22 protein-coding genes and 5 tRNA genes are annotated in these 21,605 nt (G+C 70.9%); 9 read left to right on the top strand and 18 right to left on the bottom strand.

Annotation, left to right across the window (positions count from 1 at the left end; genetic code table 11):
* Positions 1 to 93 precede the first annotated feature (93 nt).
* Both thiD and DDJ31_RS27035 read right to left on the bottom strand, forming a co-directional pair.
* The gene (thiD, locus tag DDJ31_RS27040) at positions 94 to 909 is read right to left on the bottom strand and encodes a bifunctional hydroxymethylpyrimidine kinase/phosphomethylpyrimidine kinase (RefSeq protein ID WP_127177774.1); all 816 of its coding nucleotides are present in this window, start codon (positions 907 to 909) and stop codon (positions 94 to 96) included.
* Positions 906 to 1,889 carry a thiamine-phosphate kinase gene (locus DDJ31_RS27035; protein WP_127177775.1) on the bottom strand — a complete coding sequence of 328 codons (984 nt, stop codon included), beginning with the start codon at positions 1,887 to 1,889 and terminating at the stop codon, positions 906 to 908. Before DDJ31_RS27035 ends, thiD begins: the two co-directional genes overlap by 4 nt.
* 317 nt (positions 1,890 to 2,206) lie before the next feature.
* Here DDJ31_RS27035 and DDJ31_RS27030 point away from each other — a divergent pair, with 317 nt between their 5' ends.
* Positions 2,207 to 2,440, top strand: coding sequence for an Lrp/AsnC family transcriptional regulator (locus DDJ31_RS27030; protein ID WP_127177776.1), 234 nt, complete (start codon positions 2,207 to 2,209; stop codon positions 2,438 to 2,440).
* Positions 2,441 to 2,461: 21 nt separating this feature from the next.
* Complete coding sequence (locus tag DDJ31_RS27025; protein WP_127177777.1) at positions 2,462 to 2,944, top strand: DUF3515 domain-containing protein; 483 nt, start codon at positions 2,462 to 2,464, stop codon at positions 2,942 to 2,944.
* Between the two features lie 75 nt (positions 2,945 to 3,019).
* Here DDJ31_RS27025 and DDJ31_RS27020 read toward each other — a convergent pair whose 3' ends face one another.
* Genes DDJ31_RS27020 through DDJ31_RS27010 form a run of 3 tightly spaced genes read right to left on the bottom strand, consistent with a single transcriptional unit; the run spans position 3,020 to position 6,007 of the window.
* Complete coding sequence (locus tag DDJ31_RS27020) at positions 3,020 to 4,177, bottom strand: D-alanine--D-alanine ligase family protein (RefSeq protein WP_127177778.1); 1,158 nt, start codon at positions 4,175 to 4,177, stop codon at positions 3,020 to 3,022.
* Positions 4,178 to 4,235: 58 nt separating this feature from the next.
* The gene (locus tag DDJ31_RS27015) at positions 4,236 to 5,246 is read right to left on the bottom strand and encodes an NAD(P)H-dependent glycerol-3-phosphate dehydrogenase (protein ID WP_127177779.1); all 1,011 of its coding nucleotides are present in this window, start codon (positions 5,244 to 5,246) and stop codon (positions 4,236 to 4,238) included.
* Complete coding sequence (locus DDJ31_RS27010) at positions 5,243 to 6,007, bottom strand: lysophospholipid acyltransferase family protein (RefSeq protein WP_127177780.1); 765 nt, start codon at positions 6,005 to 6,007, stop codon at positions 5,243 to 5,245. The genes DDJ31_RS27015 and DDJ31_RS27010 overlap by 4 nt, the downstream gene beginning before the upstream one ends.
* Positions 6,008 to 6,160: 153 nt before the next feature.
* Between DDJ31_RS27010 and cofC the strand changes: the two genes are divergently transcribed.
* Positions 6,161 to 6,799, top strand: a complete 639-nt coding sequence (gene cofC / locus DDJ31_RS27005) for a 2-phospho-L-lactate guanylyltransferase (protein WP_127177781.1) — start codon at positions 6,161 to 6,163, stop codon at positions 6,797 to 6,799.
* A gap of 9 nt (positions 6,800 to 6,808) precedes the next feature.
* On the top strand, positions 6,809 to 7,012 hold the full coding sequence (locus tag DDJ31_RS27000; protein ID WP_127177782.1) for a hypothetical protein: 204 nt from the start codon (positions 6,809 to 6,811) through the stop codon (positions 7,010 to 7,012).
* Between the two features lie 167 nt (positions 7,013 to 7,179).
* On the opposite strand, the gene DDJ31_RS26995 is transcribed toward DDJ31_RS27000, so the two are convergent.
* The 4 genes from DDJ31_RS26995 to leuC all read right to left on the bottom strand — a co-directional run bounded on the left by DDJ31_RS26995 (position 7,180) and on the right by leuC (position 10,492).
* Positions 7,180 to 7,833 carry an HU family DNA-binding protein gene (locus DDJ31_RS26995; protein WP_127177783.1) on the bottom strand — a complete coding sequence of 218 codons (654 nt, stop codon included), beginning with the start codon at positions 7,831 to 7,833 and terminating at the stop codon, positions 7,180 to 7,182.
* Positions 7,834 to 7,909: 76 nt separating this feature from the next.
* Positions 7,910 to 8,203 carry a hypothetical protein gene (locus tag DDJ31_RS26990; protein WP_240678068.1) on the bottom strand — a complete coding sequence of 98 codons (294 nt, stop codon included), beginning with the start codon at positions 8,201 to 8,203 and terminating at the stop codon, positions 7,910 to 7,912.
* Between the two features lie 265 nt (positions 8,204 to 8,468).
* Entirely contained in the window at positions 8,469 to 9,062 is a 594-nt protein-coding gene (gene leuD / locus DDJ31_RS26985) for a 3-isopropylmalate dehydratase small subunit (protein ID WP_127177784.1), read from the bottom strand.
* A gap of 5 nt (positions 9,063 to 9,067) precedes the next feature.
* Positions 9,068 to 10,492: a 3-isopropylmalate dehydratase large subunit gene (leuC, locus tag DDJ31_RS26980; RefSeq protein WP_127177785.1), complete on the bottom strand. Its 1,425-nt coding sequence runs from the start codon at positions 10,490 to 10,492 to the stop codon at positions 9,068 to 9,070.
* A 192-nt stretch (positions 10,493 to 10,684) separates the two neighbouring features.
* Here leuC and ndgR point away from each other — a divergent pair, with 192 nt between their 5' ends.
* Complete coding sequence (gene ndgR, locus DDJ31_RS26975; protein ID WP_093836065.1) at positions 10,685 to 11,401, top strand: IclR family transcriptional regulator NdgR; 717 nt, start codon at positions 10,685 to 10,687, stop codon at positions 11,399 to 11,401.
* Positions 11,402 to 11,521: 120 nt separating this feature from the next.
* Here ndgR and DDJ31_RS26970 read toward each other — a convergent pair.
* The 9 genes from DDJ31_RS26970 to DDJ31_RS26930 all read right to left on the bottom strand — a co-directional run bounded on the left by DDJ31_RS26970 (position 11,522) and on the right by DDJ31_RS26930 (position 15,450).
* Positions 11,522 to 11,594 (bottom strand) — tRNA-Glu (locus DDJ31_RS26970).
* Between the two features lie 27 nt (positions 11,595 to 11,621).
* A tRNA-Gln gene (locus DDJ31_RS26965) sits at positions 11,622 to 11,693 on the bottom strand.
* Between the two features lie 20 nt (positions 11,694 to 11,713).
* Positions 11,714 to 11,786 (bottom strand) — tRNA-Glu (locus DDJ31_RS26960).
* Between the two features lie 29 nt (positions 11,787 to 11,815).
* A tRNA-Glu gene (locus tag DDJ31_RS26955) sits at positions 11,816 to 11,888 on the bottom strand.
* A 39-nt stretch (positions 11,889 to 11,927) separates the two neighbouring features.
* Positions 11,928 to 11,999 (bottom strand) — tRNA-Gln (locus tag DDJ31_RS26950).
* 90 nt (positions 12,000 to 12,089) lie between these two features.
* Complete coding sequence (locus DDJ31_RS26945) at positions 12,090 to 12,818, bottom strand: HAD family hydrolase (RefSeq protein ID WP_127177786.1); 729 nt, start codon at positions 12,816 to 12,818, stop codon at positions 12,090 to 12,092.
* An 83-nt stretch (positions 12,819 to 12,901) separates the two neighbouring features.
* Entirely contained in the window at positions 12,902 to 14,386 is a 1,485-nt protein-coding gene (gene gltX / locus DDJ31_RS26940) for a glutamate--tRNA ligase (protein ID WP_127177787.1), read from the bottom strand.
* Positions 14,379 to 15,164 (bottom strand): fumarylacetoacetate hydrolase family protein, encoded by a 786-nt coding sequence (locus DDJ31_RS26935; protein ID WP_127177788.1) that lies wholly within the window; start codon positions 15,162 to 15,164, stop codon positions 14,379 to 14,381. Before DDJ31_RS26935 ends, gltX begins: the two co-directional genes overlap by 8 nt.
* Before the next feature lie 79 nt (positions 15,165 to 15,243).
* Positions 15,244 to 15,450 (bottom strand): hypothetical protein, encoded by a 207-nt coding sequence (locus DDJ31_RS26930; RefSeq protein WP_240678069.1) that lies wholly within the window; start codon positions 15,448 to 15,450, stop codon positions 15,244 to 15,246.
* Positions 15,451 to 16,077: 627 nt separating this feature from the next.
* Here DDJ31_RS26930 and DDJ31_RS26925 point away from each other — a divergent pair.
* From DDJ31_RS26925 to DDJ31_RS26910, 4 genes are all read left to right on the top strand, one after another.
* Positions 16,078 to 20,007 (top strand): sensor histidine kinase, encoded by a 3,930-nt coding sequence (locus DDJ31_RS26925; protein ID WP_127177789.1) that lies wholly within the window; start codon positions 16,078 to 16,080, stop codon positions 20,005 to 20,007.
* A 9-nt stretch (positions 20,008 to 20,016) separates the two neighbouring features.
* Positions 20,017 to 20,430 (top strand): roadblock/LC7 domain-containing protein, encoded by a 414-nt coding sequence (locus tag DDJ31_RS26920; protein WP_003993189.1) that lies wholly within the window; start codon positions 20,017 to 20,019, stop codon positions 20,428 to 20,430.
* Positions 20,431 to 20,541: 111 nt separating this feature from the next.
* Positions 20,542 to 20,937: a DUF742 domain-containing protein gene (locus DDJ31_RS26915; RefSeq protein ID WP_016432454.1), complete on the top strand. Its 396-nt coding sequence runs from the start codon at positions 20,542 to 20,544 to the stop codon at positions 20,935 to 20,937.
* On the top strand, positions 20,918 to 21,493 hold the full coding sequence (locus tag DDJ31_RS26910; protein WP_015657619.1) for a GTP-binding protein: 576 nt from the start codon (positions 20,918 to 20,920) through the stop codon (positions 21,491 to 21,493). The genes DDJ31_RS26915 and DDJ31_RS26910 overlap by 20 nt, the downstream gene beginning before the upstream one ends.
* The last annotated feature ends 112 nt before the right edge of the window (positions 21,494 to 21,605 follow it).

Below are 21,605 nucleotides of genomic sequence, written 5' to 3'. Positions count from 1 at the left end.
GCGGCCCGTAACGGCGGTCCCTGACGCCTGACCGGGAGACCGGACCACCGGCCCCCGGCTCCCGCCCGGCTCCGGGCCACCGGCCCCCGGCCGTCAGGACCCGACCGGATCCTCGGGCCCCCGGCGCCCGAGCGCCCACCCGTGATCGACGGGGCCGATACCGGCGCCGAGCGCGAAGCCCGCCGCGATGGCCCCGGTGACGTACTCCTTCGCCGCCCGCACCGCGTCGGGCACCGACTGCCCCTTGGCCAGCCCCGAGGCGATCGCGGAGGCCAGGGTGCACCCCGTGCCGTGGGTGTGCCGATTGTCGTGCCGGGGTGACCGCAGCCAGTGCTCCCGCACCCCGTCGGTGAGCAGATCCACGGCGTCGCCCGCGAGATGGCCGCCCTTGACGACGACCCACCGCGGCCCGAACGCCAGTACCGCCGCCGCGGCCTCCCGCAACTGCTCCTCCGACTCGACGCGCACCCCGGTGAGTTGGGCGACCTCGTCGAGGTTCGGGGTGGCGACGGTGGCGACCGGCAGCAGCTTCGTACGGACCGAGTCGAGGGCGGACGCGGCCAGCAGGGGGTCGCCGTGCTTGGAGACACCCACCGGGTCGACGACCGCGGGCGCGTCCGTACCCGCGATCAACTCCGCTACCGCCTCGACCAGTTCGGCCGAGGCGAGCATCCCGGTCTTGACGGCCCGCACCCCGATGTCGTCGACGACACTGCGGTACTGCGCCCGCACCACGTCGACCGGCAGCGGCCAAGCGCCCTGCACACCTAGGGAGTTCTGCGCGGTGACGGCGGTGACGACGCTCATGCCGTGCACGCCGAGCGCCAGCATCGTCTTCAGGTCGGCCTGGATCCCGGCCCCGCCCCCGGAGTCGGAGCCGGCCACGGTGAGCACGCCCGGCGGGGTCATGACTCGATGTCCCCGAGGCCGCCCGGGTCCCCGAAGTGGTCCCAGCCGCCCTTGCTGGTCCAGGGCGCCCCGTCGACCGTCACCTGGGGCAGCGCCGACGGGTTGAGCACCTCGCCGATCACCTTCCAGCGGGCCGGCAGCTTCGCGTCCGGCGGGAACGTCGCCACGATCGCGTGGTCCTCTCCCCCGGTCAGCACCCACTGCATCGGATCGACGCCGACGGCCTGCCCGATGTCGTTCATCTGGGTCGGGATGTCGATCGCGCCCGACCGCACGTCGATGCGGACCTTGCTGGCCTCGGCGATGTGCCCGAGGTCGGCGATCAGCCCGTCGCTGACGTCGCACATCGCGGTCGCCCCGAGCGCGGCCGCGGCCGGTCCCGCGTGGTACGGCGGCTCGGGACGCCGGTGCGCCTCCACGAAGGCGCGCGGCGAACGGAAGCCGCGGGACAGGACCGCGAACCCGGCCGCCGACCAGCCGAGCCAGCCGGTCACCGCGACCAGGTCGCCCGGCCTCGCGCCGGCCCTGGTCACCGGCTCGTGGTTGCGCAGATCACCGAGGGCGGTGATCGACACCATGATGGTGTCGCCGCGCACCACGTCGCCGCCGACCACCGAGGCGCCCGCGACCTGGCATTCGTCGCGCAGCCCGTCCATCAGCTCGCTCGGCCAGGTCACCGGCAGTTCGGCGGGCACCACCAGGCCGAGCAGCAGCGCCGTCGGCACGGCGCCCATGGCGGCGATGTCCGCGAGGTTCTGCGCGGCGGCCTTGCGGCCGACGTCGTACGCCGTGGACCAGTCGCGGCGGAAGTGCCGGCCTTCGAGCAGGATGTCGGTGCTGGCCACGACCCTGCGGTCGGGTGCGGCGACCACGGCGGCGTCGTCGCCAGGACCGACCCGGACCGCCGGGGTGGTGGTGAGACGGGAGGTGAGCTCCCTGATGAGCCCGAACTCCCCCAGCTCGCCAACAGTGCCCTTCATTGCCCTGGCTGCCCTTCTGTCGGGTGACTGTCCCCGTGCCGTGCCCGGTCGCGCCCCATCAGTCTCCCCGATGGTCCCGGTGTTCTCGACGGCCTCGGTGCTCTCGGTGCTCTCGGTGCTCTGGACGGTCGCGGTGCTCTGGACGGTCGTGGTGCTCTCCCCGCCCTCGACCCGACCGTCGGGCTCCCCGGTGTCCGCGGCATCGGCGCCCCGGCGCGCGGGTCACGCCCCTCGCGGGTCTCCCCGCGGCGAGCGGCGACGCGATACCGTGGCGTTCCTTCCCCCCACATGATCCTCGTCGCCGCCCTGGAGGTTCCGTGGTACAGGCGTACATCCTGATCCAGACAGAGGTCGGCAAGGCGTCCGCCGTCGCCGAGACGATCAGCAAGATCCCTGGGATCATCCAGGCCGAGGACGTGACCGGGCCGTACGACGTGATCGTGCGCGCCCAGTCGGACACGGTGGACGACCTCGGCCGCATGGTGGTCGCGAAAGTCCAGCAAGTGGACGGCATCACCCGCACCTTGACCTGCCCGGTCGTCCATCTGTAGCCCCCGTCTACCCTTGAGCCGGTGAACTTCTTCCGTCACCGGCCCATCGGCCTGCCCGCACTCGCCCTGCTGATCACCGCCGCGGGCTGCTCCTCGGCGGACGACGGCACCCGGGCGGCGGTTCCCGACCCGGGCGCGAAGGTCACCGAGCTGTGCCAGAACCTGGACGGAACGCTGCCGTCCGAGGTCGACGGAGAAGGCCGCCGGGATCCCGAACCCGCGTCCGCGCTGACCGCGGGCTGGGGGAACCCGGCGATCATACTGCGCTGCGGGGTGCCGCGGCCCGCCGAGATGGACGATCCGGAGGCCGACGGCGTCGAGGTGGAGGGCGTCGGCTGGCTGCTCCAGAAGCGCGACGACGGCTCGTACCGCTTCACCACGACGCTGCGCAGGGCGTACGTCGAGGTGACCATCCCGAAGGCCCGCACGGGCGACGGCATGGCGCCCCTGGTGGATGTGGCGCCCGCCGTCAAGAAGGCGATCCCCGAGGGCATCGCCGATTAGGGTCCGATCAGGGACTGCCCCTCGGGTCACACGGGTCACACGGGCGGCGCCGGTCGGGCCGGCGCCGCGGGCGGCTCAGCGCAGCCCGGTCGGGCGCCGCAGCGCCGCGCTCACCAGCAGGTCGACCAGCTCGGCGTAGCCGACGCCGGTGGCCTGCCACATCTGCGGGTACATCGAGATCGGCGTGAAGCCGGGCATCGTGTTGATCTCGTTGATGACGAACTCGCCGTCGTCGGTGAGGAAGAAGTCCGCGCGCACCAGCCCCTCGCAGGCCGCCGCGTCGAACGCCGCCACCGCGAGCCGCCGCACCTCGGCGGTCTCCTCGTCGGTCAGCGGGGCCGGCACCAGGCCCGGGGTGGAGTCGATGTACTTGGCCTCGAAGTCGTAGTAGGCGTGCGCGTCGGGCGGCGGGATCTCGGCCGGCAGGGAGGCGCGCGGGCCGTCCTCGAACTCCAGGACACCGCACTCGATCTCGCGGCCGGTGAGCGCCGCCTCGACGAGGATCTTCGGGTCGTGGCGCTGGGCCTCGGCGATCGCGTCGTCCAGACCGGCCGGGCCGTCGACCTTGGTGATGCCGATCGAGGAGCCGGCGCGGGCGGGCTTCACGAACAGCGGCCAGCCGTGCTCGGCGGCGAAGTCCACGATCTTCCGGCGGGCCGCGGACTCGTCGCGCTCCCACTCGCGCGGCCTGATCACCACGTACGGGCCGACCTTCAGCCCGAAGGAGGTGAAGACCCGCTTCATGTACTCCTTGTCCTGGCCGACGGCCGAGGCGAGCACACCCGAACCCACGTACGGGACACCGGACAGCTCCAGGAGGCCCTGGAGGGTGCCGTCCTCGCCGTAGGGGCCGTGCAGGACGGGGAAGACGACGTCGACCTCGCCGAGCGCCTTGGGCACCGATCCCGGCTCGCTGTAGACGACTTCGCGGTTGCCGGGGTCGACGGAGAGCAGCACGCCGCCCTCGCTCGACTCGGCGAGTTCGTCGACGTCCGGGGTGCGGCGGTCGGTGATCGCCATCCGCTCCGGTTCGTCCGCGGTGAGCGCCCACCGGCCGTCACGCGTGATGCCGATCGGCAGGACCTCGTACTTGGTCCGGTCGATCGCGCGCAGGACGGCGCCCGCGGTGACCACGGAGATCCCGTGTTCGGAGCTGCGCCCGCCGAACACGACGGCCACCCGCGGCTTACGAGGCTGCGGCTCAGGGCTGAGGGAGAGGTTCTCGGTGCTCATATCGCGTTGAGAGTACCCGGTGCTCCTGGCCACAGACAGCGCCGACAGGGCCGTTCGCTCAGCGTCGTTCCGGCTTCGCGCTGCGCGACATCAGCTCCTTGAGGGCGACCATCGGCGGCTTGCCCTCGTGCACGATGTCCACGACCGTCTCGGTGATGGGCATCTCGACGCCGTGCCTGCGCGCGAGATCCGCGACGGACTCGCAGGACTTGACGCCCTCGGCGGTCTGCCGGGTGACCGCGATGGTCTCCTGGAGGGTCATGCCCTTGCCGAGGTTGGTGCCGAAGGTGTGGTTGCGCGACAGCGGCGACGAGCAGGTCGCCACCAGGTCGCCGAGACCGGCGAGTCCGGAGAACGTCAGCGGGTCGGCGCCCATCGCCAGGCCGAGCCGGGTGGTCTCGGCGAGGCCGCGGGTGATGAGCGACCCCTTGGCGTTGTCGCCGAGCCCCATGCCGTCCGCGATGCCGACGGCGAGCCCGATGACGTTCTTCACGGCGCCGCCCAGCTCGCAGCCGACCACGTCGGTGTTGGTGTACGGGCGGAAGTAGGGGGTGTGGCAGGCGGTCTGGAGCCGCTGGGCGACCGCCTCGTCGGTGCAGGCGACCACGGCGGCGGCCGGCCTGCGGGAGGCGACCTCACGGGCCAGGTTGGGCCCGGTGACCACGGCGATCCGGTCCCGGCCCCACCGGGTGACGTCCTCGAAGACCTCGCTCATCCGCATGGTGGTACCGAGTTCGACGCCCTTCATCAGGGAGACGAGGACGGTGTCGGGGGCGAGCAGCGGGGTCCAGGCGGCGAGGTTCTCGCGCAGCGTCTGGGACGGCACCGACAGCACGGTGAAGTCGGCGCCGGCGGCCGCCTCGGCGGGGTCGACGGTGGCCCGTACGTTCTCCGGGAGTTCGACGCCCGGCAGGTAGTCCGGGTTGGCGCGCGTGGAGTTGATGGCCTCGACGACCTCGGGGCGGCGGCCCCAGAGGGTCACCTCGCACCCGGCGTCGGCGAGCACCATCGCGAAGGACGTGCCCCACGAACCCGCGCTGAGAACCGCCGCCTTGACAGGCTTGCTCACGTGCCGCTCTCCTCTTTCCGACCGGTCTGACCGCGGGTGCGGCGGCGCTGCTCGATCCGCTCCCGACGCGGATCGTAGGGCGTCTTCGGGGCCTTCTCGCCGCGGATCTGCTCAAGGAGCGCGGTGATGTCCGCCATGATGACCTCGGTCGCCTCCTTGAGGAGGTCGGCGGTCATCTCCCGGTCGTAGAACCGGGAGAGGTCGACCGGCGGCCCCGCCAGCACGTGGTGCGTCTTGCGCGGCAGCAGGTGCGGCCTGGTGCTGTAGGGCGGCAGCAGTTCGTTGGCGCCCCACTGGGCGACCGGGACGACCGGGCACTTGGTCTGCAGGGCGACCCGCGCGGCACCGGTCTTGGCGGTCATCGGCCAGCCGTCCGGGTCGCGGGTGATGGTGCCCTCGGGGTAGAAGGCGACGCACTCGCCGCGCTCGACGGCGTCGATCGCGGCGCGGAAGGCGCTGAGCGCGTCGGTGCTCTCGCGGTAGACGGGGATCTGTCCCGTACCCCGCATGGCGGCACCGACGAATCCCTTCTTGAAAAGGCCGCTCTTGGCGAGGAATCGCGGCACCCGGCCGGTGTTGTACTGATAGTGCGCGTACGCGAAGGGGTCGACGTGTGAATTGTGGTTCACCGCGGTGATAAATCCGCCCTCGGCCGGAATGTGCTCCATTCCGCGCCAGTCCCGCTTGATCAGAACCACCAGTGGCGGTTTGCAGAGGACCGCTGCGAAGCGGTACCAGAAGCCGATTCTGCGGCGGGGCACGCGGACACCTTCCTTCAGGGCCTGGGAGCGGACAAGTCTCGCCCCGGGCCGCCGGTCTGTCGAGAACACCGTACGCCCAGACTCCGCGACCGCCAGATGGCTCAGGTGACGGCTGAGTGACAATGGCCGCGACAAGAGAGGGACGGAACGCCCGTGCAGTGGACCTTGGTCGTACCCCTGAAACCGCTGGCTCACGCCAAGAGCAGGCTGTCGGACACCGCCGCCGACGGACTGCGCCCGTCGCTCGCCCTCGCCTTCGCCCAGGACACCGTGGCGGCCGCGCTGGCCTGCCCCGCCATCGGGGATGTGGCAGTCGTCACGGACGACGGACTGGCCGGGCGGGAACTCGCGGCGCTGGGCGCGTGGATCGTCGGCGACGAGCCGGGCGGCGGTCTGAACGGGGCGCTGGCGCACGCGGCGGCCGTCGTGCGCGCCGGGCGTCCGGACCGTCGGGTGGCGGCGCTCAACGCCGATCTGCCCGCATTGCGGTCCGCGGAATTGTCGCGCGTGTTGAACGCCGCCGCGGAATTCCCGCGTGCTTTTCTCGCCGATGCGGCGGGGGTCGGCACCACCTTGCTCGCGGCGCGTTCCGGGCAGGAATTGCTTCCGGCATTCGGCACGGACTCGCGGGCCAGGCACCGCGCGTCGGGCGCCGTCGAACTGCGCCTCGACGGCGTGGACTCGGTGCGCCAGGACGTCGACACCGGGCGGGATCTGCGGGCCGCCCTGCGGCTCGGGGTGGGGCCGAGGACGGCGGCGGCGACCGCGCGGCTCGCGGCCCCCGGGCAGTAGGCTGCGGCCATGCAGGCGACCGCATACACGTACGACCCGGCCCACCGCAGCGGACAGGTGCTGCTCGACGACGGGACGCCGATGCCGTTCGAGACACCGGCGTTCGACGCGGGCGGTCTGCGGCTGCTGCGGCCGGGGCAGCGGGTGCGGATCGAGACCGAGGGCGAGGGCGACGCGCGCCGGATCACCCTGGTGACGCTCCAGACGTTCTGAGCCCCGGGACAGGGGCAGCGCTCGGGGTGCCGGACGGCGCCAGGGGCGAGGCGGGCAGCACTCGGGGTGCCGGACGGCGCCAGGAGCGGGGCGGGCGGCGCCCGGACACGCCGCGGGCCGGACTCCGACTGGGAGTCCGGCCCGGCGCGTGAGTGCCCGTGCAGCCCTTACCTCTTGCGAGCGGTGGCCTTCTTGGCGGTGGTCTTGCGAGCCGTCGACTTCTTGGCGGGCGCCGTGGTGGCGGTCGCCTTCTTCGCCGGGGCCTTCTTGGCCGTCGCCTTCTTGGCGGTGGTCTTCTTGGCGGCGGCGGTCTTGGCGGCGCCGGTGGCCTTCTTGGCCGTCGCCTTCTTCGCGGTGGCCTTCTTGGCGGCGCTCGCGGTCGCGGTCTTCTTCGCGGTGGTCTTCTTCGCCGCGGTGGTCTTCTTGGCGGCGGCGGCCTTGGTGGTGGCCTTCTTCGCGGCGGCCTTCTTGACCGTGGCCGAAGCACCGCCGGTGAGGCTGCCCTTGGGCGCCTTCTTGACCGCGACGTCGTTCTTCGGGAGCTTCTTGGAGCCGCTCACCAGGTCCTTGAAGCCCTGGCCCGCGCGGAAGCGCGGCACGGACGTCTTCTTGACCCGAACCCGCTCGCCCGTCTGGGGGTTGCGGGCGTAGCGGGCGGGGCGGTCGACCTTCTCGAACGAACCGAAGCCGGTGACCGAGACCCGGTCGCCGCTGACGACCGCGCGGACGACGGCGTCCAGGACGGCGTCGACGGCCTCGGCGGCCTGCTGGCGGCCGCCCATCTTGTCGGCAATCGCTTCTACGAGCTGCGCCTTGTTCACGTCTTCCCCTTCGGAGACATTGCCGGAACGAATGCGCTCCGGCTTTTTCGCACGTTAGGCAGATATATACCGCAAATCAAACACGAAACGGGCTTATCACCCTTGTGCCGCAACGGTTTCGACTGCCGGTGACGTCTTCAACGTTCCCCTTCGGAGGAAATCGGCCCTCGTCGAGGCCCGTGCTGAACCGCTCCAGTCGCCTTGCCGCGTCGGTGAGATCGTGCTTGGCCGCGGCCGTAATGACCGGCAGCTTCCGGGTCAGCGCCATCCGTACGCCCTCCGGGACTTGCAGTGCGCGCACTGGTGTGTGCGCTTCCTTGCTCCGGTCCGCGACTGCCGCATGGAGCTTGAGTTGGCCGTCGTGTCCCATGCACAGATTGTGCCATCTGGGGCGAGTTGTCGCCTGCGGGGGTCGCAACTGGTACCTCAAACGGCCTTCCGGGCGGGTGCGGAAGTCTCGGACGCAAGGGTCGACTACCCCGACAACAACCCTTATAACGTGGGAAGTTGACGAACGGTCCTGGTCCACGCAGGGCCGTTCGGGTGCAGACACGCCTGTACCCCCGATCGGGCTGATCGGGGGTACAGGAGGGGTGGATCGGTGGCCGAAACCCGCCGCGCGGTGGCCGGGTGGGTCAGACCTGGACCGTCCTCGGCTTGTACGAGGGGCGCTTGGCCTCGTAGGCCGCGATGTCGGGCTCGTTGCGGAGGGTGATGGAGATGTCGTCCAGGCCGTTCAGCAGCCGCCAGCGGGAGTTCTCGTCCAGCTCGAAGGGGGCGGTGACGCCCTCGGCGCGCACCTCGCGGGCTTCGAGGTCGACCGTGATCTCGGCCTGCGGGTCGCGCTCGGCGAGGTCCCACAGCGCGTCCACGATCTTCTGGTCGAGCACCACCGTGAGCAGGCCGTTCTTCAGCGAGTTGCCCCGGAAGATGTCGGCGAAGCGGGACGAGATCACGGCCTTGAAGCCGAAGTTCTGCAGCGCCCAGACGGCGTGCTCACGGGAGGACCCGGTGCCGAAGTCGGGGCCGGCCACCAGGACGGTGGCGCCCTGCCGCTCGGGGCGGTTGAGGATGAACTCGGGGTCCTTGCGCCAGGCCTCGAACAGCCCGTCCTCGAACCCGTCCCTGGTGACCTTCTTCAGCCAGTGGGCAGGGATGATCTGGTCGGTGTCGACGTTGGAGCGGCGCAGCGGGACGGCCCGGCCCGTGTGGGTGGTGAATGCTTCCATGGCTCTCAGACTCCAGCGGGCACGAGGACGTCGGACAGGTCGGCGGGCGAGGCCAGGTGGCCGAGGACCGCGGTCGCGGCGGCGACCTGCGGGGAGACCAGGTGGGTGCGGCCGCCCTTGCCCTGCCTGCCCTCGAAGTTGCGGTTGGAGGTGGACGCGGAGCGCTCGCCCGGGGCCAGCTGGTCGGGGTTCATGCCCAGACACATCGAGCAGCCCGCGTGCCGCCACTCGGCGCCCGCGTCCTTGAAGACGGTGTCGAGGCCCTCGGAGACGGCCTGGAGGCCGACCCGCGCGGAGCCGGGGACGACCAGCATCCGTACGCCGTCGGCGACTTTGCGGTCCTTGAGGATCTCGGCGGCGGCGCGCAGGTCCTCGATGCGGCCGTTGGTGCACGAACCTACGAAGACGGTGTCCACGGTGATGGAGCGCAGCGACTGGCCGGCCTCCAACCCCATGTATTCCAGGGCCTTTTCGGCGGCGAAGCGCTCCGAAGCGTCTTCGTACGAAGCGGGATCGGGGACGTCGCTCGAAAGCGGGGCGCCCTGGCCGGGGTTGGTGCCCCAGGTGACGAACGGGGAGAGCGCGGTGGCGTCGATGACGACCTCGGCGTCGAACTCGGCGTCGTCGTCCGTCCTGAGCGTCTTCCAGTACGCGACCGCCGCGTCCCAGTCGGCGCCCTGGGGCGCGTGGGCGCGGCCCTCGATGTAGGCGAAGGTGGTCTCGTCGGGGGCGATCATGCCCGCGCGGGCGCCGGCCTCGATCGACATGTTGCAGATGGTCATGCGGGCCTCCATCGAGAGTTTCTCGATGGCGGAGCCCCGGTACTCCAGGATGTAGCCCTGGCCGCCGCCGGTGCCGATCCTGGCGATGATCGCGAGGATGAGGTCCTTGGCGGTGACGCCGTCGGGCAGTTCGCCCTCGACCGTGATGGCCATGGTCTTCGGGCGGGCCAGCGGCAGCGTCTGGGTGGCGAGCACGTGCTCGACCTGCGAGGTGCCGATGCCGAACGCCAGGGCGCCGAAGGCACCGTGGGTGGAGGTGTGGGAGTCGCCGCAGACGACCGTGGTGCCGGGCTGGGTGAGTCCCAGCTGCGGGCCGACCACGTGCACGACGCCCTGTTCGACGTCGCCCAGCGGGTGCAGCCGCACCCCGAACTCGGCGCAGTTCTTGCGCAGGGTCTCCAGCTGGGCGCGGGAGACCGGGTCCGCGATGGGCTTGTCGATGTCGAGGGTGGGGGTGTTGTGGTCCTCGGTGGCGATGGTGAGGTCGAGGCGCCGGACCGGGCGGCCGTTCTGCCGCAGTCCGTCGAAGGCCTGCGGGCTGGTCACCTCGTGCAGGAGGTGCAGATCGATGAAGAGAAGGTCGGGCTCGCCCTCGGCGCGCCGGACGACGTGGTCGTCCCAGACCTTCTCCGCGAGTGTCCTACCCATCGCTTTCCCTCCGGCCGACCGCACGGAGGCGTCGGCCCAACTAGAGATCCATGAGGTGACGGCGCCCACGCCCCTGTACCCGGGCACCCGCCGCCGGGCCCGCCGCTGGACGGGCCACTGTGCCTACCAGGGTTGCGCGTCTCACGGAAAAATGAACTTGCGTTTCACAGAGTGAGACGGGAGTATCGTTTCATGGACAACAGTAGCGGCGTGGGCGTTCTGGACAAGGCGGCCCTTGTCCTGAGCGCCCTGGAGTCCGGACCCGCCACCCTCGCCGGGTTGGTCGCGGCCACCGGACTGGCACGACCCACGGCCCACCGACTGGCCGTGGCCCTTGAGCACCACCGCATGGTGGCACGGGACATGCAGGGACGTTTCATTCTCGGCCCGAGGCTGGCGGAGCTGGCCGCGGCGGCCGGCGAGGACCGGCTGCTGGCCACCGCGGGACCGGTGCTCACCCACCTCAGGGACGTGACGGGCGAGAGCGCGCAGCTCTACCGCCGCCAGGGCGAGATGCGGATCTGTGTGGCCGCGGCGGAACGCCTGTCCGGCCTTCGGGACACGGTCCCGGTCGGCTCCACCCTCACCATGAAGGCCGGTTCCTCGGCGCAGATCCTGATGGCCTGGGAGGAGCCGGAGCGGCTGCACCGCGGTCTGCAGGGCGCCCGTTTCACGGCGACGGCCCTGTCGGGGGTGCGGCGCCGGGGCTGGGCCCAGTCGATCGGCGAGCGCGAGCCGGGGGTCGCGTCGGTCTCCGCGCCGGTGCGCGGACCCTCCAACCGCGTGGTCGCGGCCGTCTCGGTCTCCGGACCGATCGAGCGGCTGACCCGGCACCCGGGCCGGATGCACGCGCAGGCCGTGATCGATTCCGCGAACCGCCTCTCCGAGGCCCTGCGCCGCACGGGCTGAGCCGTACCACCCGAGGAGGGAGCCGGCCTCAACGCCGCGGCAGGCTCTCTCCACGGAATCGGCTGGCGGCCGTGGACATGCGAAAGGCCCTCCACCGAAGTGGAGGGCCTCTGCCGTACGTACCCCCGACCGGATTCGAACCGGCGCTACCGCCTTGAGAGGGCGGCGTGCTAGGCCGCTACACAACGGGGGCGAGGATCTACGTTTCCGCAGATCCGAGCTGGTCTACCTGGACTCGAACCAAGACTAACTGAACCAGAATCAGTCGTGCTGCCAATTACACCATAGACCAATGTGGTTTAGACCAGTTCGTACCCCCGACCGGATTCGAACCGGCGCTACCGCCTTGAGAGGGCGGCGTGCTAGGCCGCTACACAACGGGGGCCCTAGCGATCTCGACTCGGCCGAGATCAGTACCCCCGACCGGATTCGAACCGGCGCTACTGCCTTGAGAGGGCAGCGTGCTAGGCCGCTACACAACGGGGGCTTGCGGATGTGATCCGCTGGCACAGATGAGCTCTGCGAGCTGGCCTACCTGGACTCGAACCAAGACTAACTGAACCAGAATCAGTCGTGCTGCCAATTACACCATAGGCCACTGGAACGCAAATCCTGTGAGGGATCTTGTTCTAGCTTGCTCCCCCGGTTCCGGCCTTTCGGCCCGCTTCCCGGCGGCGCAGGAAGAACATTACCCGAAGGTGGACGGGGCTCCAAAACGGGTATCCGAGCCGAGGATCACGGGGAGTTCGGCGAGCGAGGCGATCCGGTGCGGGCCGCCCTCCGGGGCGCTGGGGGCGTGCGCGCCGGTGCGGTCGATCCACACCGAGAGCAGTCCGGCGCCGGCCGCGCCACGGCCGTCGATCTCCGGGTGGTCGCCGACGTACGCGACCTGGTGCGGGGCGAGTTCCAGGGCGTCGCAGGCCGCGCGGAAGGCCGCGGCGTCCGGCTTGGAGACGCCGAGTTCGACGGCGCACAGGATGACCTCGAAGCGGTCGTGCACCCCGAGGCTGCGCAGCTTGCGGTCCTGGACGGTGAGGCTGGAGTTGGACAGCACCGCGTGCCGGAGGCCGGCCAGCGCGTCGAGGACGGGCAGCACGTCGGGGAAGAGGGACCAGGCCGACTCGTAGTGGGTGAGGTAGCGCCGGAACCAGTCGTCGGCCTCCGGGTCGGTCAGCTCCCGTTCGAGGAAGACCCGGACCCGGTCCCTGCGCTGGGTCTCGAAGTCCGCCTCGCCCGCCGAGAACCGCGCCCACTGCCGTTCGGTGATCTCCCGCCAGTGCGCGAGGGCCTGTTCGGCCGTTCCGTACCGGGCGAGGAGCCCCTCGGCCACGAGGTGGGCGCGCATGCCCTCGCGGTCGGCGGTGGTGTAGTCGAAGAGGGTGTCGTCGACGTCCCAGACGACGGCTTTGATCACCATGGCGTCGACGGTACCCGGCACGGCACCGGAAAGGGGCGGCATCCGCAACCAGGTCCGGATACCGCCCCTCAGGGAACGCGAGGCTACGCGGCGAGCCTGGCCAGGGCCGTGTCGATGCGGGTCAGGGTCTTCTCCTTGCCCAGGATCTCCAGGGACTCGAAGAGGGGCAGCCCGACGGTGCGGCCGGTGACGGCGACGCGGACCGGCGCCTGCGCCTTGCCGAGCTTGAGGCCGTGGGCCTCACCTGCGGCCAGAACCGCTTCCTTGAGGGACTCGGCGGAGTTCCAGTCGGCGGCGTCCAGCTTCTCGCGGGCGGTGCGCAGCAGCGCGTCCGACCCGTCCTTCATGGCCTTCGTCCAGCTCGCCTCGTCGCGGACCGGCTCCGCGAGGAACAGGAAGTCGACGTTGTCGGTGATCTCGGAGAGGACCTTGACGCGGGTCTGGGCGTGCGGGGCGACCGCCTGCCACTTGGCCTCGTCGAAGTCCTCGGCAGGCCACGGGGCGAACGGCGCGGCGAGCCACGGCCGGCAGCGCTCGGTGAAGTCCTTCACGTCGAGCAGCCGGATGTGGTCGGCGTTGATCGCCTCGCACTTCTTCAGGTCGAAGCGGGCCGGGTTGGGGTTCACGTCGGAGATCTCGAAGGCCGCGACCATCTCGTCCATGGAGAAGACGTCACGGTCGGCCGCGAGCGACCAGCCCAGCAGGGAGAGGTAGTTGAGCAGTCCCTCGGGGAGGAAGCCGCGCTCCCTGTAGAGGTTGAGCGAGGACTCCGGGTCGCGCTTGGAGAGCTTCTTGTTGCCCTCGCCCATCACGTACGGGAGGTGTCCGAAGGCCGGGATGTCCTTGGCGACGCCCAGGTCGATCAGCGCCTTGTAGAGCGCGATCTGGCGCGGGGTGGAGGAGAGCAGGTCCTCGCCGCGCAGGACGTGGGTGATCTCCATCAGGGCGTCGTCGACCGGGTTGACCAGGGTGTACAGCGGGGCGCCGTTGGCGCGGACGATGCCGTAGTCCGGGACGTTCTCCGGGGTGAAGGTCAGTTCGCCGCGGACCAGGTCGGTGAAGGTGATCGTCTCGTCGGGCATCCGGAACCGGACGATCGGCGTGCGGCCCTCGGCCTCGTAGGCGGCCTTCTGCTCGGCGGTGAGGTCGCGGCAGTGGCCGTCGTAGCCGGACGGCCTGCCCGCGGCGCGGGCGGCGTCGCGGCGGGCGTCCAGTTCCTCCGTCGAGCAGTAGCAGCGGTAGGCGTGGCCGGCGTCGAGGAGCCGGTCGGCGACGTCCCGGTAGATGTCCATCCGCTGCGACTGGCGGTAGGGCGCGTGCGGGCCGCCGACCTCGGGGCCCTCGTCCCAGTCGAAGCCGAGCCAGCGCAGCGAGTCGAGGAGCTGCTCGTAGGACTCCTCGGAGTCGCGGGCTGCGTCGGTGTCCTCGATGCGGAAGACCAGGGTGCCCTGGTGGTGCTTGGCGAACGCCCAGTTGAACAGGGCGGTGCGGACCAGGCCCACGTGCGGGTTGCCGGTGGGTGAGGGACAGAAACGGACGCGTACGGGGGAGCCGGGTGCGCTAGCCACGCTTGACAACCTTGTTGGTGAGAGTGCCGATGCCTTCGATGGTGACGGCGACCTCGTCGCCGACGTGCAGGGGGCCGACCCCCGCGGGGGTGCCGGTGAGGATGACGTCACCGGGGAGCAACGTCATGGCCTCGGAGACGTTGACGATCAGATCCTCGATGGAGTGGGTCATCTCGCTCGTCCGGCCGAGCTGGCGCTGTTCGCCGTTGACGGTGAGCTGGACGGTGAGGTCCGCGGCGGTGGCGAGGTCGAGGCCGGTCTCCACCCAGGGGCCGAGCGGGCAGGAGCTGTCGAAGCCCTTGGCGCGGGCCCACTGCTTCTCGCGGCGCTGAACGTCCCGCGCGGTGACGTCGTTGGCGCAGGTGAAGCCGAAGATCACGTCCTGGACCCGGTCGCGGGGCACCTCACGGCACATCCGGCCGATGACGACGGCCAGTTCGGCCTCGTGGTGCAGTTCCTCGGAGAACGACGGGTACTGGATGGCGTCGCCCGGACCGATCACCGAGGTGGACGGCTTGAAGAAGGCGAAGGGCGCGTCCGGTACCTCGTTGCCCAGCTCGCGCGCGTGCTCGGCGTAGTTGCGGCCGAAGGCGACGACCTTGCTGGGGAGCACCGGCGGCAGCAGCCTGACCTTGCTCAGCGGGACCTTCGTGCCGGACAGCTCGAAGTCCGCGAACGGGATGCCCTTGATGATGTCGAGGACGAGCTCGTCGGGCTGGTCGCCCTCGACCGCGCCGAAGGCGACGTTCCCGTCGATGGAGAACCTGGCGATGCGCACGGGATCCTTGCGCCCCTCACTGAGCTGGCTGGAGTCTGACGCTCCAGGCTAACGCGGCGGGGGCGGGCGCCGCCTGCGGTCAGTCGGCGACCGGGGTGCGGACCGGGACGTCGACGAGGACGGTGCGGCGCGGGTTGGCGGTCTGGGCCGGCAGTTCGGTGGTGTGCTCGGCGGGCGCGGGGGCCTGCGGGACACCGGCGTCCTTCACGTGCACGAGGGTGGTGCGGCGCGGGTTGGCGGTGGGGCGGAACGCCGTCGTCGTCACGGTCGTCTTCTCGGTTGTCACGGTTGTCACAGACCCTTGTCGTGTCCGGGCGTCCGGGGGGAGGAGGTCCGAAGGGCCTCACGCGCGGGCGCTGTTGAAGGCTGGAGGTTGTCAACTTGTCACGTCTTGTAAAGCGTCAGGTTAAACATTCCCTTCCCCACGGAAGTCATGGAGACCTCGTGATCGACGTGTGATTTTGCTCACCACAGAGGGAATGTTTCGGTCAATCCCGACCTACAACCCACCCCAACGAAACGGACATTGGCCACCTGAAGCCATCATTCCGCTCCTGATCATGGCGACTGGGACACCCCCGGGGCCTTCACGATTCGCGCAGTTGGACCCGCTTTGGACGAGATCACTTTCTACGTCAGGTGACCCGGCACTCACAAGGGGTCACCTAGGGGACCACGTGGACCACGGGCCTTGTTGGAGATCCTGCACTGTGCTGGAATTCCACGGACCGCCGCAGGTATCGAGACCGGCGCACAGGGGGCCGCGGAGAATCGCCGGCGGCGGCGAGATGGGGGGAGCAGCGCCGGTCACTCAGACCGACGACGGGGGGCGTGTTCAGGACGCTCCCTACAACGCCGACACCGTGTCCTTCCGTTTCACGGAAGGGCGCCTGGTCCAGAGGTTGCGACGCTAGTGCAGGGACGTTTCAAGAGGGATGGCAGCGCTTCGGCGGAGCCGGAGCTGCGCGACGGGACTGGTCCCATGACAGGCAGCTCCTCGCCCCAGCACGCCCAGAACCAGGGCCAGACCCCGTCCGGCGACGGCGGTGACCGCTCCGGTCGCCCCGGCACGCCCGGGTCGGGCCCGTCGGCGTCACCCGCTCCGTCGGCCAAGCCGGCCAAGAGCCCGACCGGTCCGGGACCGCGGGTCGCCCTGCGCAACTGGCGCATCTCCACCCGCCTGGTGTCGCTGCTCGCGCTCCCCGTGGTCGCGGCCACCTCGCTGGGCGCCCTGCGCATCAGCGACAACATGGACGACATCCAGCAGCTCGACAACATGAAGCTGCTGACGGACATGACCAAGCAGGCCACCGAGCTGGCCGCGGCGCTCCAGGAGGAGCGCGACCAGTCGGCCGGTCCGCTGGCGCACGGCTCCAAGGCGAGCGACTACACGGTCAAGGGCTACCGCGAGAAGTCGGACCGGGCGGTCCAGAACTTCGTCGACGCCGCCGAGGAGATCGACGCCTCCAGCAAGAACGGCAACCTCCAGGGCGTCCGGGAGAGCCTGGTCGGCGTGGTCAGCGACCTCGACCAGCTCGCCAAGATCCGCAACACCGCCTACGAGGCCAAGGACAACTCGACCCAGACGGTCGAGGCGTACCACCGCCTCATCACGCACCTGCTCGACCTCTCCCAGGACATGGCCGAGGCCACGAGCAACCCGGAGATGATCCAGCGCACCCGCGCGCTGGCCTCCTTCTCCTCCGCCAAGGAGTACGCGTCGGTGCAGCGCGCGGTCCTCGCCGCGGCGCTCCCCGCGAACAACACGACCTTCGGCAACCTCTCGGACAACGACCGCCTGTACGCCCAGTCGGCGCTCCAGAGCCAGTCCTCCGAGCTGCGCGGTTTCAAGAGCATCTACGGCACCGACAAGGCCGCCGCCCTCCTCAAGCCCATTGAGGAGAACAACGTCAACATCAAGGCCACGGACACCTACGCGTCCCGCGCCCTGGCCAGTGACGACGGTCTGACCGACCTCCAGAAGCGGTCCTACCAGGACTGGGTGGACGACAGCTCGACCAAGATCGAGCAGATGAAGAAGATCGAGCACTCGCTCCTCGAGGACATGGAGCAGAAGGCCCGCGAGCTGCGCTCCGCCTCGGAGAGCGAGGCGATCATCTCGGGTGCGCTGATCCTGCTCGTGCTCGGTGTCTCGCTGGTCGGCGCCTTCGTCGTCGCCCGGTCCATGATCCGCTCGCTGCGCCGGCTCCAGGAGACGGCCACCAAGGTCGCCCAGGACCGGCTGCCCGAGCTGGTCAAGCAGCTCTCGGAGTCGGACCCGCAGGACGTCGACACCTCCGTCGAGTCGGTCGGTGTGCACTCCAGGGACGAGATCGGCCAGGTGGCCGCGGCCTTCGACGACGTGCACCGCGAGGCCGTCCGGCTCGCCGCCGAGCAGGCCCTGCTGCGGGGCAACGTCAACGCGATGTTCACCAACCTCTCGCGCCGCTCCCAGGGCCTCATCCAGCGTCAGCTGTCGCTCATCTCCGAACTGGAGTCCCGCGAGGCCGACCCGGACCAGCTCTCCTCCCTCTTCAAGCTCGACCACCTCGCGACGCGTATGCGCCGCAACGGTGAGAACCTCCTCGTCCTCGCAGGTGAGGAGCCCGGCCGACGCTGGACCCGCCCGGTCCCGCTGGTCGACGTGCTGCGTGCCGCCGCCTCCGAGGTGGAGCAGTACGAGCGCATCGAGCTGGCCTCGGTGCCGACCACCGAGGTCGCGGGACGCGTCGTCAACGACCTCGTGCACCTGCTCGCCGAGCTGCTGGAGAACGCCACCTCGTTCTCGTCGCCGCAGACCAAGGTCAAGGTCACCGGTCACGCGCTGCCCGACGGGCGGGTGCTGATCGAGATCCACGACACCGGTATCGGCCTCTCCCCCGAGGACCTCGCGGCGATCAACGAGCGGCTGGCCTCGCCGCCGACCGTGGACGTCTCGGTCTCCCGCCGGATGGGTCTGTTCGTGGTCGGCCGGCTCTCCCAGCGGCACGGCATCCGCATCCAGCTCCGCCCGTCCGACTCCGGTGGCACGACCGCGCTGGTCATGCTCCCCGTCGACGTCGCCCAGGGCGGCCGCAAGCCGCAGCCGAAGCCCGGCCAGGGCGCCCCGGTGGGCGGTCCCGCCGCCGCGCAGGCCGCAGCCGGTGCCGCCGCGGCCCGTCGGCAGACGCAGCAGGCGGGCGGCGGTGCCCTCGGCGCCGGTGCCCCCTCCGGTGGGCTGCTCGGCGCCGGTCAGGGTCCGCGGGCCGCGCTGCCCGGCGCGGGCGGCAACGGCAACGGACGTCCCGGCGGGCCCGGCGGTCCGCGCGGGCCGCAGTCACCGGCGCTGCCCCCGCAGGGCAGGCCCGCTCCCGCGGGCGCGGGCTTCGGCGGTCAGGCCCCGGGTGCCCCGCAGGGCATGCAGGCGGCCGGCGGCCAGGACGCCTTCGGCAACAGCCTCGGCCCGGCCCACCAGGGCCAGGTCCCGCAGCAGCCGCAGGCCGGGAACCAGGGCGGCGAGCAGCAGGGCGGCAGGCGCAGGCGCCAGCCGCAGCTCCCGGGCCGTGGCGGTCCGCGCGCCGAGCTGCCGGGCGGCAACCCGCAGCAGCCGCGGGTGCCGAGCTGGAGCGACGAGAACGCCCAGCCGCCGATGCCGCGTTCCGCGCTCGACGCCCCGCGCGGCCACGACGAGCAGGACCCGGCGCAGGCCGCCCAGACGGCGCAGTTCCCGCGGATCGACGACCGGCAGGGTCCGGCCGCGACCAGCGAGATGCCGGCCGTCCCGCGCTTCGACGACCGGCAGGACACCGGCTCCACCTCGGAGTTCCAGCGTCCCGACTTCGGCGTACCGGCCCAGGGCGGGCACACCCCGCCGTCCGGTGGTCCGCTCCAGCGTCCCAACTTCGGCCCGCCGCGCCGCAACAACGCCCCCGCGGGCGACGCCAACGGCGCGGGCGGGCAGGACTCCGGGGCGTTCGTCCGCTCGGACGTGTTCGGCACGCCCCCGGCCGGCCAGCCCAACGGCGGCCAGCACAACGGTGGTCAGTACAACGGCGGCCAGCACAACCCGGCGAACCCCGCCAACACCGGCCAGTTCGCCGTCCCGCAGTCCTACGACCCGGGATCCACCGGGCAGTTCGCGGTGCCGGGCTACGACAACGGCGTGGGCTCGACCGGGCACCACGCGCTGCCCGGCCGTCAGAACGGCGGCGACACCGGGCAGTTCGAGCGTCCGCAGGTCAACGGCGGTCAGGTCAACGGCGGTCAGGGCGGCGACTTCGGCGCCCCGCTCCCGCCGGTCCCGCAGCGTCCGCAGCGGCCGGGCCGCCCTGAGCAGGAGGCGCTGCCGCCCGCCGCGGGTCCCGGCGACGGCCGCACCCCGCTGTACGACACCCTGGAGACCAACTGGTTCCACGGCGCCGGGCAGCAGGAACAGCAGCAGCACCAGAACCAGAACCTCAACGGGCACCAGAACAACGGCTACGGCGAAGGCCAGGCCCCCGTTCCGCCCGTTCCGTCGCAGGCTCAGGCCCCGACCCCTCCCACGTCCGCTCCCCAGCGGGCCGCCGCTTCCTGGCGCACCTCCCCGAACGACGATCTCGTCCGGCAGGCGGAGCGCGTGCGGCAGCCCGCCGCGGGCGGTGTCACCACCTCCGGCCTGCCGCGCCGGGTGCCCCGGGCGAACCTCGTTCCGGGCACGGCTCAGCAGCAACAGCACCAAACTGGTCCGCAGGTCTCCCGTGCGCCTGATGACGTACGCGGCCGGCTGACCAATCTCCGTCGGGGCATCGCGCAAGGTCGACAGGCCGGCAACGGCCCGCAGACCGACAGCTTCCCGAGCCCCACTCACCAGCAGGAGCGTTAGTTGAGCCAGATGAGCCAGGCGGCACAGAATCTCAACTGGTTGATCACCAACTTCGTGGACAACACCCCGGGGGTGTCCCACACCGTCGTCGTCTCCGCGGACGGTCTCCTTCTGGCGATGTCGGAAGGCTTCCCACGGGACCGCGCCGATCAGTTGGCGGCCGTCGCGTCCGGGCTCACCTCCCTTACGGCCGGGGCCTCCCGGATCTTCGAGGGCGGCAGCGTGGCGCAGACGGTCGTCGAGATGGAGCGCGGCTTCCTCTTCCTGATGTCCGTCTCGGACGGCTCGTCCCTGGCCGTGCTCGCACACCCCGAGTGCGACATCGGCCTGGTCGGCTACGAGATGGCCCTCCTGGTCGATCGCGCGGGAGCGGTGCTCACACCGGACCTGCGCGCCGAACTCCAGGGCAGTCTGCTGCACTGACAGGCCCAGGCACCACCCGTCACATCACCTCACCGTCCGGCCGCCACACTCCCCCCACCGGCCACGTCAGACGGCATGACTGACCGACCTGCTGTCCCGCCCGGAGGATCCATGACCCCGCCCACCGCCTCTCATGATCCGTACGCGGAGCCGTACGAGGACGAGGGCGACCAGCCGCTGGTACGTCCCTACGCGATGACCGGCGGCCGGACCCGGCCGCGCTACCAGCTCGCCATCGAGGCGCTGATCAGCACCACGGCCGACCCGGCAGCGCTCATGGGGCTGCTCCCGGAGCACCAGCGCATCTGCCACCTGTGCCGTGAGGTGAAGTCGGTCGCCGAGGTCTCGGCACTCCTCGCCATGCCGCTGGGTGTGGCGAGGATCCTCGTCGCGGACCTGGCCGAGGCCGGGCTCGTCGCCATCCATCAGCCGGGCGGCGACGAGACCACGGGCGCTCCTGACGTGACACTGCTCGAAAGGGTGCTCAGTGGACTTCGCAAGCTCTGACGGCGGGCGGGCGACCACCTCCGCGAAGATCGTGGTGGCAGGCGGCTTCGGCGTCGGCAAGACCACGTTCGTGGGAGCGGTCTCGGAGATCAACCCGCTGCGCACGGAGGCCGTCATGACGTCCGCCAGCGCGGGCATCGACGACCTCACCCACACCGGGGACAAGACCACCACCACGGTGGCCATGGACTTCGGCCGCATCACGCTCGACCAGGACCTGATCCTGTACCTCTTCGGCACCCCGGGCCAGGACCGCTTCTGGTTCATGTGGGACGACCTGGTGCGCGGCGCGATCGGCGCCGTGGTGCTGGTGGACACCCGGCGTCTCGCCGACTGCTTCCCCGCGGTCGACTACTTCGAGAACAGCGGGCTGCCGTTCGTCGTCGCCCTCAACGGCTTCGACGGGCACCAGCCGTACGCCCCGGAGGAAGTGCGGGAGGCCCTGCAGATCGGTCCCGACACCCCGATCATCACGACCGACGCCCGGCACCGCTCCGACGCCAAGAGCGCGCTGATCACGCTGGTCGAGCACGCGCTGATGGCGCGGTTGCGGTAGCAGCCAAGTCAGCCGTGGCATACGGCAGTTGTCGTAGGAGCACCGGAGCCGGCTGTGGGTTTTGACACGGCAGGCCCCGGTGTTCATAACGTTTCGGCAGAGGAATGCACCG

The sequence above is a fragment of the Streptomyces griseoviridis genome (assembly GCF_005222485.1).
GTDB lineage: Bacteria > Actinomycetota > Actinomycetes > Streptomycetales > Streptomycetaceae > Streptomyces > Streptomyces hintoniae.
The sequence above is the reverse complement of the archived record's forward strand: the minus strand, read 5'-3'. Positions and strand labels throughout refer to the sequence as shown.